This is a genomic window from Bacillus sp. TH17 (genome assembly GCF_016651125.1).
Classification (GTDB): Bacteria; Bacillota; Bacilli; order Bacillales; family Bacillaceae_G; genus Bacillus_A; species Bacillus_A mycoides.
In genome coordinates this window covers 3,187,245-3,200,207 of the sequence record NZ_JAEKEN010000001.1, presented here as the reverse complement: position 1 = coordinate 3,200,207, position 12,963 = coordinate 3,187,245, and the positions used below count along the sequence as shown (strand labels likewise).

Below are 12,963 nucleotides of genomic sequence, written 5' to 3'. Positions count from 1 at the left end.
AAGTAAAAGTAGACAACGCTTGACAATGAAAATTGCGATAGATACAATGAGAATGTATATTTTTTCTTATATACGATATACTCTTCTCAAGAAGAGAAGTAATATTCGGAGTAAGACTTAAATCTTGCCGAAATAATAATATGACATTTTAATTGTGAAATGAAGAAAGTCCCTTAAAAAAGCGGGACGACGGTCTTTGCTGTACGTTGTAATTCAATGTACATGCCGACAGTCTTTTTTCATTCATAGCAAGGGGAGGTGAAATCATGAGTAGTAGTACAGTTTGGATACTCATCTCCATTTTGCTTGCAACAGTCGGTGCAGTTGTTGGCTTTTTTGTTCGAAAGTCTATTGCTGAAGCGAAGATTAATGGTGCAGCTAATGAAGCAAAACGTATTCTAGACGAAGCGAATCGTGATGCTGAAGCACTTAAGAAAGAAGCGCTTTTAGAAGCAAAGGATGAAATTCATACACTTCGTACAGAAGCTGAATTAGAAATTCGTGACCGTAGAAGCGAATTACAAAAACAAGAAAATCGTTTAATGCAAAAAGAAGAGAACCTTGATCGTAAAGACGAAACGCTCGATAACCGCGAGCGACAGTTAGAAAAGAAAGAGGAATCTCTTGTAGCGAAACAACAACAGATTGAAGAGTTGGAAAGCAAAGTGGGAGAGTTAGTTCAAAAGCAACAAACAGAATTAGAGCGCATTTCCAATCTGACCCGCGAACAAGCGAAAGCAATTATTCTTGGTAAAGTGGAAAGTGAAGTTTCTCATGAAATTGCCGTTATGGTAAAAGAAAGTGAAGTTCGCGCGAAAGAAGAAGCGGATAAGAAGGCAAAAGAGATTTTATCTCTTGCAATGCAAAGATGTGCAGCTGATCATGTTGCTGAAACAACCGTTTCGGTTGTAAATCTTCCAAATGACGAAATGAAGGGACGTATTATCGGACGTGAAGGTCGTAACATTCGTACGTTAGAAACGTTAACAGGTATTGACCTTATTATCGATGATACACCAGAAGCTGTAATTCTATCTGGATTTGACCCGATTCGTCGTGAAACAGCTCGTATCGCTCTTGATAAACTAGTACAGGACGGACGTATTCACCCAGCGCGTATTGAAGAGATGGTCGAAAAATCAAGACGTGAAGTGGACGAGTATATTCGTGAAGTCGGAGAGCAAACAACGTTTGAAGTGGGTGTTCATGGCTTACATCCAGATTTAATTAAAATTTTAGGTCGTTTAAAATACCGTACAAGTTACGGACAAAACGTCTTAAAACACTCTATGGAAGTTGCATACTTAACTGGACTTATGGCAGCGGAGCTTGGTGAGGATGAAAAACTAGCAAGACGTGCTGGTCTATTACATGATATCGGAAAAGCAATCGATCATGAAGTAGAAGGTAGCCACGTTGAAATTGGTGTTGAACTCGCAACGAAATATAAAGAGCATCCTGTTGTAATAAACAGTATCGCATCTCACCATGGTGACACAGAACCAACTTCTATCATTGCAGTTCTAGTTGCTGCAGCAGATGCATTATCAGCTGCAAGACCGGGAGCTCGTAGTGAAACGCTTGAGAATTACATTCGTCGTCTTGAAAAGTTAGAAGAAATTTCAGAGTCTTATGAAGGCGTAGAAAAATCTTTCGCAATTCAAGCAGGACGTGAAGTTCGTATTCTGGTAAAACCAGATACAATTGATGATTTAGAAGCTCATCGTTTAGCTCGTGATATTCGAAAACGTATTGAAAATGAACTGGATTATCCAGGACATATTAAAGTAACTGTTATTCGTGAAACACGTGCAGTGGAATACGCAAAATAAAGTGGTGAAACACCACTTTATTTTTTTGTGTTGGAATTGGGTAAAATAAAGAAAATTATTTATGAGCAGTATGCAAGTGAAAGAAACTTATAATAGATAAATTGTAACTGTTGTAAGGAAATAGCTTTAAGGTTATAGTATGGTAATAAAAAATGTAGTACATAGAAAGGGTAAGACATATGAGAATATTATTTGTTGGGGATGTAGTAGGATCTCCTGGTAGAGACATGATTCAACAGTACGTACCGGCATTAAAGAAGAAATATACACCGACAGTAACAATTATTAATGGAGAAAATGCTGCGGGTGGACGTGGAATTACGGAAAAAATATATCGAAACTTTTTAGAGTGCGGGGCACAAGCGGTTACGCTTGGAAACCACGCTTGGGATAACCGTGAAGTATTTGAATTTATCGATGATGCAAAATATCTTGCAAGACCAGCTAACTTCCCAGAAGGAACGCCGGGAAAAGGGCTTATCTTTGTAAATTGTAATGGAACAGAAGTTGCAGTTATTAACTTACAAGGACGTACTTTCCTTCCTCCAATTGATTGTCCATTCCGTAAAGTGGATGAGTTAATCAGTATTGCAAAAAAACGTACAAACATTATCTTTGTTGATTTTCATGCTGAAACAACAAGTGAGAAGCAGGCGTTAGGTTGGTATGTAGACGGTCGTGCTACAGCGGTAGTAGGTACACATACACACGTTCCTACAGCTGATAATCGTATTTTACCAAGCGGAACAGCTTATATTACAGATGTTGGTATGACAGGCCCATATGATGGGATTTTAGGTATGGATCGCGAAGCGGTATTGAAGAAGTTTTTAACGAACTTACCAGTGCGTTTTGAAGTGACGAATGGTAGAACACAATTAAGTGCAGTGTTAATTGATGTGGATCCTAATACAGGGAAAGCAAAGAAAATTGAGCGCATTTTAATTAATGATGACCAGCCATTTTTTGACTGATTTTTAACGAAAAGTTAGAGGATTCGTTATATTTTAATTTTTTAGAAAAATTACAGAAATTTAGCAGGAATACGTGCCATTCCTCGTGAATATAAGTTAAAGTGAAATAATTGCTATTACTTTTTATAGAAACGAGGAGGAAACGCGGAATGGAAATATTAAAAGTTAAAGCAACGTCGGTCCCTAATTCTGTAGCTGGTGCACTTGCAGGTGTTATTCGCGAACGCGGAACAGCAGAAATTCAAGCTATTGGTGCAGGTGCATTGAACCAAGCGGTAAAGGCAGTAGCAATTGCAAGAGGATTTGTAGCGCCTAGCGGTTTGGACTTGATTTGTATCCCAGCGTTTACAGATATTATGATTGATGGTGAAGAGCGTACAGCGATAAAATTAATTGTAGAACCTCGTTAAGTTGAAACAACCTGTTTGCATGTATGCAAACAGGTTGTTTTTGTAATGGAGGAATGAAAATGAAAATTTTTGATGCACATTGCGATGTACTCTTTCAGTTATGGAGTGCAAAGGGAAAAAAAGACTTTCAAAACGATTCACAATTACATATTACATTTGAACAATTAATGAAAAGAAAAGGAAGTATACAATGCTTTGCTATATATATACCAGAAACAGTAGCGTATGAAAAGCGTTTTGAAGTTGCGCTGCAAATGATAGATATTTTTCATAATGAAATTCTATCGCTACCAGGAATGAAGTTTATTCAGACAAAAAACGATATTAACATGCTAAAACAGGACGAGATTGGAGCATTATTAACATTAGAAGGATGCGAAGCAATTGGAAAAGAAGAGATGAAATTACGTTTGTTTTATCGCTTAGGTGTACGTTCCTTTGGATTGACATGGAACTATGCCAATCTGTTAGCTGATGGAGCGCTAGAGGCACGTGGAGCAGGTTTAACTACATTTGGTAGACAAGTTGTACAAGAACTTAATACGTTACATTTATGGACCGATGTGTCTCACTTAAATGAAAGAAGCTTTTGGGATGTTATTGAAATTGCTAAAAACCCAATTGCATCTCATTCAAACTGTTATCAACTTTGTGGGCATCCACGCAATTTAACCGATGAACAAATAAGAGCCCTTATAAAGAAAAATAGCATTATTGGTATTACTTTCGTACCGCAGTTTTTAACGAATGAAAGACAAGCGAATATAGCAGATATATTAAGGCATGTGGAATATATTTGTTCATTAGGTGGAGAAAAAAATATAGGATTCGGTTCTGATTTTGATGGAATTTTAGAAACTGTTGTAGGTGTAGAAGTATATAGGGATTATGAAAATATAATTAATCACCTGTGTAAAAAGTATAATGAATCAACTGTAGAGCGATTTTTGTATAAAAATTTTGTTGACTGTATAACGTTCTAAAGAATATGTTTTAAAAATTCAGAAGAATTAAAATAAATTCACTTGAATTTATTGATTTTTTTAAGACCTAATACTAGAATGGTAAACGAAATAGCATTATACTAAAGATTCAGGGAAAACAGAAGAGGCATAATTTGCGTCCATTGTAGTTTATTTGCATAAAAAATGCTAAACTAATACTGTAAAAAAATACACTACAATGAATGCAGCCAAAAGGGGTGTAGGAGATGATTAGTCAACTTTCATGGAAAGTTGGAGGCCAACAAGGTGAAGGAATTGAAAGTACAGGGGAAATCTTCTGTATTGCATTAAACCGATTAGGATATTACCTATACGGTTACCGCCACTTCTCATCACGTATTAAAGGCGGCCATACAAATAATAAAATTCGTGTAAGTACAACAGAAGTACGCGCGATCTCAGATGATTTAGATATTTTAATTGCTTTTGATCAAGAAACAATTGATTTTAACTTCCACGAACTACGTCCGGGCGGAATTGTAGTTGCGGATGCGAAATTTAATCCGACAATACCTGATAATACAGATGTAAATCTATATGTGATACCGTTTACAGATATTGCTTCAGAATTAGGCACATCTTTAATGAAAAATATGGTTGCTGTTGGGGCATCTAGTGCGGTATTAGGATTAGACGAAACAGCTTATTTAGAGGTTGTTGAAGAAATCTTTGGTCGTAAAGGAGAGCAAGTCGTTCAAAAGAATATGGAAGCAATTAAACGCGGCTCTCAATACATGAAAGAATTGCTTGGTGAGAAAGTAAACATGATGCAGCTTGAAAAAGCTGACGGTAAGAAACGCATGTTTATGATTGGAAACGACGCAATCGCATTTGGTGCGGTAACTGGTGGCGCTCGCTTTATGTCTGCATATCCAATCACACCTGCATCTGAAATTATGGAATATTTAATTAAAAAGTTACCGAAAGTCGGCGGAACAGTAATCCAAACTGAGGATGAAATCGCAGCTTGTACAATGGCGATCGGTGCAAACTACGCTGGTGTTCGTACATTAACAGCATCTGCTGGTCCTGGTCTTTCTTTAATGATGGAAGCAATTGGTTTAGCAGGTATTACTGAAACACCGCTAGTTATAATTGATACACAACGCGGTGGTCCAAGTACGGGCTTACCAACAAAACAAGAGCAGTCTGACTTAATGGCTATGATTTACGGAACACATGGTGAAATTCCAAAAATCGTAATGGCGCCAAGTACAGTTGAAGAAGCTTTCTATGATATTGTAGAAGCGTTTAACTTAGCAGAAGAATATCAAGTGCCTGTTATTTTCTTAACAGATTTACAGCTTTCTTTAGGAAAGCAAACAGTAGAACCACTTAAGTTAGATAAAGTGGAAATTCGTCGTGGTAAGCTTGATTTAGAAGTAGAATTACCAGAACGTGAAAATAAAGCATACTTCAAGCGTTATGAAGTAACAGAAGATGGAATTTCACCACGTGTTTTACCTGGTATGAAAAATGGTATTCACCATGTTACAGGTGTAGAACATGATGAAACGGGTAAACCATCTGAATCAGCGTTAAATCGTAAAGATCAAATGGACAAACGTTTCCGTAAAATGGCGAATTTACAGTTTAATACCCCTATTTACAAAAATGCTAAGCATGATGACGCAGACGTATTGTTAGTAGGCTTTAACTCAACTCGTGGTGCGATCGAAGAGGCAATGCAGCGTTTAGAACAAGAAGGAATGAAAGTAAACCATGCCCATGTACGTTTAATTCATCCGTTCCCAACAGCTGAAATCGATCCACTTGTGAAAAAAGCGAAGCGTGTTGTAGTAGTAGAAAACAATGCAACTGGTCAGCTTGCTAACATTATGAAAATGAATCTTGGCAATGGCGAGAAAATTTCTAGTCTTTTAAAATACGATGGAAATCCATTCTTGCCGAAAGAGATTTACAACGAATGTAAAAAAGGGGTTGTATTAAATGGCAACATTTAAGGACTTTCGTAACAGTGTAAAACCAAACTGGTGCCCAGGTTGCGGAGACTTCTCGGTGCAGGCTGCGATTCAGCGTGCGGCAGCTAACGTTGGTTTAAATCCAGATGAGCTAGCTGTTATTTCTGGTATCGGCTGTTCCGGTCGTATTTCAGGGTATATTAATTCATATGGTTTGCATAGTATTCACGGACGTGCTCTTCCAATTGCACAAGGTGTGAAAATGGCAAATCGTGATTTAACAGTTATTGCATCCGGTGGTGACGGTGATGGTTTTGCGATTGGTATGGGACATACAATCCATTCTATTCGTCGTAACATTGATATTACGTACATCGTAATGGATAACCAAATTTACGGATTAACAAAAGGGCAAACTTCACCACGTAGTGAAGCTGGATTTAAAACGAAAAGTACACCACAAGGTTCAATTGAACCATCACTAAATGTTATGGAAATGGCTTTAACAGCTGGTGCGACATTTGTGGCGCAAAGCTTTTCAAGTGATTTAAAAGAATTAACGCAAATTATTGAAGCTGGTATTAACCATAAAGGCTTTTCATTAATTAATGTATTTAGTCCATGTGTTACTTATAATAAAGTAAATACTTATGATTGGTTTAAAGAGAATTTAACGAAACTAAGTACAGTAGAAGGATATGATCCATCTAACCGCATGATGGCTATGCAAACATTAATGGAAAAGAACGGGTTAGTAACAGGTTTAATTTATCAAAACACAAAGCAGCCTTCTTACCAAGAGCTTGTAAAAGACTATAGTGAAAAACCTTTAGTGCAAGCTGATTTGAATATGGATCAGAAAATGTTTGATGAGCTTGTTGCTGAATTTATGTAATAATCGGAGAGAAGGTTGCCGCTTGGTAACCTTCTTTTTGAGTGAATAAAAATAATTAATAGATTTGTTTACTTAGAAAATTCAGAATGATAAAATAATATATAAATCGTTGTATAAAAATAGCATGTTCAATAACTGTGAAATGAAATATAGGATAAGAAGCCTTCTTCGTTAAAGTTGGCTAAAGGCTCTATACTATGATAATGTGTATAGGGATAAAGTAATATACTTTTGGGTAGGACAAGATGAAATAAAAAAAGGGAATGTCTATTTGTGTGGGGAAGACTTCATTCTTACGGATGATTAGATCGATTACTCAAGTTTCAAAGGGCAAGTTATCTCTCATGCTATCTAACATCATTGAGATGGGTCTAAGCGCATTAAAATGGACTACAGAGTGTGTGTATAGTTAAGGGTGAAAGGAGATTACCGATGAACGAGCAACAACGATTAGCAAGTCGACAAGCAAATTCCTCTACGAAAAAAGAAGAGAAAGATTATAGTAAATACTTTGAAAGTGTATACCAACCACCTTCCTTGAAATTGGCGAAAAAGCGTGGGAAAGAAGAAGTTAAAATTGAAAGAGATTTTGGCCTACCTAAAGAGTTTCGCGATTTTGGCGCAGGAAGAAAGTTTTACATTCGTACATATGGCTGTCAAATGAATGAGCATGATACAGAAGTAATGGCTGGGATTTTTACAACACTTGGATATGAGCCAACCTTTTCAACTGAAGAGGCAGATGTGATTTTATTAAATACTTGTGCAATTCGTGAAAATGCTGAAAATAAAGTGTTCGGTGAACTTGGTCATTTAAAATCATTAAAGCGAAGAAATCCGGATCTTATAATTGGTGTATGTGGTTGTATGTCTCAAGAGGAATCTGTTGTAAATAAAATTATGCAAAAAAATCAGCATGTAGATATGGTGTTTGGTACACACAATATTCATAGATTACCGTATATCTTAAAGGACGCAATGTTCTCAAAAGAGACGGTAGTTGAAGTTTGGTCAAAAGAAGGGGATGTAATTGAAAACCTTCCGAAAGTACGTCGTGGTGATATTAAAGCTTGGGTAAATATTATGTATGGCTGTGATAAGTTTTGTACATATTGTATTGTACCGTATACACGCGGAAAAGAGCGTAGCAGACGTCCAGAAGATATTATTAAAGAAATTCGCCATCTAGCTGCGAACGGTTATAGAGAAATTACGTTACTTGGACAAAACGTAAACGCATACGGTAAAGACTTTGAAGATATACAATATGGTCTTGGCGATTTAATGGATGAACTTCGTAAAATCGATATCGCGCGTATTCGTTTTACAACGAGTCATCCACGTGATTTTGATGATCATTTAATTGATGTTCTTGGAAAAGGTGGTAACCTAGTAGAACATATCCACTTACCGGTTCAATCTGGTAGTACAGATATGCTTAAAATTATGGCGCGTAAATATTCGCGAGAACACTATTTAGAGCTTGTACGAAAAATTAAAGAAACCATTCCGAATGCAGTGCTAACGACTGATATTATCGTTGGTTTCCCAAATGAAACGGATGAGCAGTTTGAAGAGACGATGTCGTTATATCGTGAAGTAGGATTTGATACGGCATTTACATTTATTTATTCTCCGCGTGAAGGTACACCAGCTGCAAAAATGCAAGATAATGTTCCGATGGAAGTGAAGAAAGAGCGATTGCAACGCTTAAATACACTAGTGAATGAATATGCAGTTAATAAGAATAAGCGTTATATAGGTCAAATTGTAGAAGTATTAGTTGAGGGAGAAAGTAAGAATAATCCTGAAGTACTTGCGGGATATACACGTACGAATAAACTTGTAAACTTTGTTGCTTCAAAATCTTTAATTGGTCAGCTTGTGAAAGTAAAAATAACGGAAGCAAAAACTTGGTCTCTTAACGGGGAATTGGTTAAGGAGCCGATTGAGGTGAAATAATAGATGAAAGTATATACGAAAGATGAAATTGTTGAGCAAGCGAAAGAATTAGCGAAAATGATCTCTGAAACAGAAGAAGTCGATTTCTTTAAGCGAGCAGAAGCACAAATTCATAAAAATGAAAATGTAAAGCGAGCAATTGATGAAATAAAAGCTTTGCAAAAACAAGCAGTAAACTTGCAACATTATGGGAAATGGGAAGCTTTGAAAAAAGTAGAAGCTGAAATTGATGCACTTCAAGATAAGTTAGATAATATCCCAGTTGTACAGGAGTTTAAATCTTCACAAACGTATGTAAATGACTTACTACAGCTAGTTGCTAGTACCATTTCTAACAATGTAACAGATGAAATATTAGTTTCAACTGGCGGCGATGTGTTGAAGGGTGAAACTGGTGCAGCAGTAGAAAGTAAAAAAGGAAATTGTGGTTGTTAAAGAGATGTCTTATTGACATCTCTTTTTTTAGTGGGTTATATCGGAAATTCTTCTCAAAAAAAAGAATGACACATTCCGCTATTGTCACGCATATGATTAAGTGAATAGTGATTGAGGAGGGTTACGAATGTCCGAATTTAGAGAGATTATTACAAAAGCAGTGGTTGGAAAAGGACGTAAGTATACAAAGTCAACGCATACATGTGAATCGAATAATGAGCCAACAAGTATTTTAGGGTGCTGGGTAATTAACCATTCGTACGAAGCGAGAAAGAATGGAAAACATGTGGAAATTGAAGGTTTCTATGATGTAAACACTTGGTATTCATTTGATGGAAACACAAAGACTGAAGTTGTAACAGAACGTGTTAACTACAATGATGAAGTAAGTATTGGGTATCGTGATAAAAACTTCTCTGGTGACGATTTAGAAATTATCGCTCGTGTAATTCAGCCGCCAAATTGTTTAGAAGCTCTTGTATCGCCAAATGGTAATAAAATTGTTGTGACGGTAGAACGTGAATTTGTAACAGAAGTAGTTGGGGAAACGAAAATTTGTGTAAGTGTAAATCCTGAAGGTTGCGTAGAATCAGACGAAGATTTCCAAGTCGATGATGATGAGTTTGAAGAATTAGATCCGAACTTTATCGTCGATGCAGAAGAAGAGTAAGAGAAAGCTAGGGAGAAGTTCTTCCTAGCTTTTTACAGTACATAAGTGGTTCTGCATGAACATGATTCCTTATGAAATGTGCTATAATGAGGAAAGACTCCTGGAATAGGAGATATGGATGTCCGTGAAGTGTGACATATATGAATATAGATTATTATGTAAGAATTATGGAGGAAAGACATGACGCAATATACGCCTATGATACAGCAATACTTAAAGGTTAAGGCAGACTATCAAGATGCCTTTTTATTTTTCCGATTAGGTGATTTTTATGAAATGTTCTTTGAAGATGCGGTTAAAGCAGCTCATGAACTTGAAATTACATTAACGAGCCGAGATGGTGGTAGTAGTGAACGTATACCGATGTGTGGTGTACCGCATCATGCAGCTAAAAATTATATTGAACAACTTGTTGAAAAAGGATATAAAGTAGCTGTTTGTGAGCAAGTGGAAGACCCAAAAACAGCTAAAGGTGTAGTACGTCGTGAAGTAGTACAACTAATTACGCCAGGAACGATGATGGAAGGGCGTACAATAGACGAGAAGGAGAATAACTTCTTAGCAGCATTAACACATTTCGAAGATGGATCTTATGCGCTAGCTTGTAATGACTTAACGACTGGACAAAATACAGTGACGTTATTAACTGGTTCAGTAGAAGATATTTTATTAGAAGTGTATGCGACTGGTTCAAAAGAAATTGTTGTAGATTCTACATTTTCAAAAGATGAATTAAATAAGTTAACTGAAACATTAAAAATGACGATTTCGTATGAAGATACAACAACTATTCCAGAAGGATTAGAACATCTTGTGAAAAGTGTTTCCCAAGCAAAATTAATTAAAGCAATTGGACGCTTATTTAACTATGTGATAAGAACACAAAAACGTTCGTTAGATCACTTGCAACCAGTAGAAATTTATTACACGAATCAATTTATGAAAATTGATGTGCATTCAAAACGCAATTTAGAGTTAACAGAGACTCTTCGCACGAAGGAAAAGACAGGCTCATTATTATGGCTATTAGACAAAACAAAAACGGCTATGGGTGGGCGTATGTTAAAACAGTGGATGGAACGTCCGCTAATCCAAAAAGAAAAAGTAGAAGAGCGTTTAGAAATGGTTGAAACATTTGTAAATGATTACTTCTTACGTGAAGATTTAAAAGAAAAGTTAAAAGAAGTATATGATTTAGAGCGTTTAGCAGGGAAAGTTGCATTTGGTAATGTAAATGCACGGGACTTATTACAATTAAGACGTTCTTTACTGCAAGTACCAGCTATTTTAGAAGCGATTAGTCTGTTAGATAATGCTTATGCAGCAAGGTTAATTCAAGGTGCAGATCCATGTGAGAGCTTAACTGAATTACTGGGAAGAAGTATTCAAGAAAACCCACCGCTTTCTATTAAAGATGGAGATATTATTAAAGACGGTTATAATGACAAGCTTGATCAATATCGTTACGTTAGTAAAAACGGGAAAACGTGGATCGCTGAGCTTGAAAAACGAGAGCGTGATATTACAGGAGTTAAATCGTTAAAAATCGGGTACAACCGTATTTTCGGTTACTACATTGAAGTAACGAAAGCGAATCTTGGAGCACTTCCAGAAGGGCGCTATGAGCGTAAACAAACGCTTGCTAATGCTGAACGTTTCATAACAGATGAATTAAAAGAAAAAGAAACATTAATCTTAGAAGCAGAAGAGAAAATTGTACAATTAGAATACGATTTATTTACAGCGCTTCGCGAAGAAGTCAAAGTATTCATTCCGAAATTACAGCATTTAGCGAAAGTAATTAGTGAACTAGACGTACTGCAAAGCTTTGCGACAGTTAGTGAAGAAGAGCAGTTTGTAAAACCTGTTTTAACAAATAAGCGCGAAATCTTTATTAAAGATGGTCGTCATCCTGTCGTTGAAAAAGTATTGAACGGGAAATTGTATGTACCGAATGATTGTATTATGCCGGAGAAGATGGATGTCTTTTTAATTACAGGACCGAACATGTCTGGTAAAAGTACGTATATGAGACAATTAGCACTTGTTACTGTTATGTCACAAATTGGTTGTTTTGTACCAGCGACAGAAGCAGTATTACCTGTCTTCGATCAAATCTTTACGAGAATTGGTGCAGCGGATGATTTAATCTCAGGTCAAAGTACATTTATGGTTGAAATGTTAGAAGCGAAAAATGCAATTGCAAATGCATCAGAGAGAAGTTTAATTTTATTCGATGAAATTGGACGCGGTACATCTACGTATGATGGTATGGCACTTGCGCAAGCAATCATTGAACATATTCATGACCAAATTGGTGCGAAAACATTATTCTCTACACATTATCATGAATTAACAGTGTTAGAAGAAAGTTTAGACCAACTAAAGAATGTACATGTTTCAGCAATTGAAGAGAATGGAAAAGTAGTTTTCCTTCATAAAATTCAAGATGGAGCGGCTGATAAAAGTTACGGAATTCACGTTGCTCAACTTGCCGAGCTTCCAGAGAGCTTAATCGCTCGCGCGAAAGAAGTGTTAGCACAACTAGAAGGACAGGAAGAAATTGTTATTCCGAAACGAGTAGAAGTGAAAGTGCCAGAAGTCGCTCCAGAACCAGTTGTTGTAAAAGAAGAACCAGCAGAAATACAAGAGACGAAAGTAGAGACTGAGGAAGAATCGCAATTATCATTCTTTGGTGGAGAACAGTCTTCGAAAAAACAAGACAAGTCAGTTCTAGATGCAAAAGAAACGGCAGTACTTGCACAAATTAAAAAGATTGATTTACTCGATATGACGCCTTTAGAAGCGATGAATGAACTGTATCGTTTACAGAAAAAGTTAAAGAAAGGATGAGTAAGT

General features: G+C 36.5%; 10 protein-coding genes. All 10 read left to right on the top strand.

The features are described 5' to 3' along the window. The first annotated feature begins 266 nt into the window (after positions 1-266). The 10 genes from rny (at position 267) to mutS (ending at position 12,957) form a co-directional block, all read left to right on the top strand. Positions 267-1,832: a ribonuclease Y gene (gene rny, locus JFT95_RS16195; protein ID WP_002014600.1), complete on the top strand. Its 1,566-nt coding sequence runs from the start codon at positions 267-269 to the stop codon at positions 1,830-1,832. 179 nt (positions 1,833-2,011) lie between these two features. Further along, positions 2,012-2,806, top strand: a complete 795-nt coding sequence (locus JFT95_RS16190) for a TIGR00282 family metallophosphoesterase (protein WP_002014601.1) — start codon at positions 2,012-2,014, stop codon at positions 2,804-2,806. 149 nt (positions 2,807-2,955) lie between these two features. Then, entirely contained in the window at positions 2,956-3,216 is a 261-nt protein-coding gene (gene spoVS / locus JFT95_RS16185; RefSeq protein ID WP_000404341.1) for a stage V sporulation protein SpoVS, read from the top strand. A gap of 59 nt (positions 3,217-3,275) precedes the next feature. Continuing rightward, on the top strand, positions 3,276-4,199 hold the full coding sequence (locus JFT95_RS16180) for a dipeptidase (protein WP_201052804.1): 924 nt from the start codon (positions 3,276-3,278) through the stop codon (positions 4,197-4,199). 227 nt (positions 4,200-4,426) lie between these two features. Beyond that, positions 4,427-6,184: a 2-oxoacid:acceptor oxidoreductase subunit alpha gene (locus tag JFT95_RS16175; protein WP_002014603.1), complete on the top strand. Its 1,758-nt coding sequence runs from the start codon at positions 4,427-4,429 to the stop codon at positions 6,182-6,184. Beyond that, entirely contained in the window at positions 6,171-7,037 is an 867-nt protein-coding gene (locus tag JFT95_RS16170) for a 2-oxoacid:ferredoxin oxidoreductase subunit beta (RefSeq protein WP_002088040.1), read from the top strand. Before JFT95_RS16175 ends, JFT95_RS16170 begins: the two co-directional genes overlap by 14 nt. A gap of 432 nt (positions 7,038-7,469) precedes the next feature. After that, positions 7,470-8,999: a tRNA (N6-isopentenyl adenosine(37)-C2)-methylthiotransferase MiaB gene (gene miaB, locus JFT95_RS16165; protein ID WP_002014605.1), complete on the top strand. Its 1,530-nt coding sequence runs from the start codon at positions 7,470-7,472 to the stop codon at positions 8,997-8,999. A gap of 3 nt (positions 9,000-9,002) precedes the next feature. Beyond that, positions 9,003-9,434 carry a YlbF/YmcA family competence regulator gene (locus JFT95_RS16160; protein ID WP_002033698.1) on the top strand — a complete coding sequence of 144 codons (432 nt, stop codon included), beginning with the start codon at positions 9,003-9,005 and terminating at the stop codon, positions 9,432-9,434. A gap of 127 nt (positions 9,435-9,561) precedes the next feature. Continuing rightward, positions 9,562-10,104, top strand: coding sequence for an outer spore coat protein CotE (cotE, locus tag JFT95_RS16155; RefSeq protein WP_002014610.1), 543 nt, complete (start codon positions 9,562-9,564; stop codon positions 10,102-10,104). 180 nt (positions 10,105-10,284) lie between these two features. Next, entirely contained in the window at positions 10,285-12,957 is a 2,673-nt protein-coding gene (gene mutS, locus JFT95_RS16150; RefSeq protein WP_012261532.1) for a DNA mismatch repair protein MutS, read from the top strand. Positions 12,958-12,963: the final 6 nt, after the last annotated feature.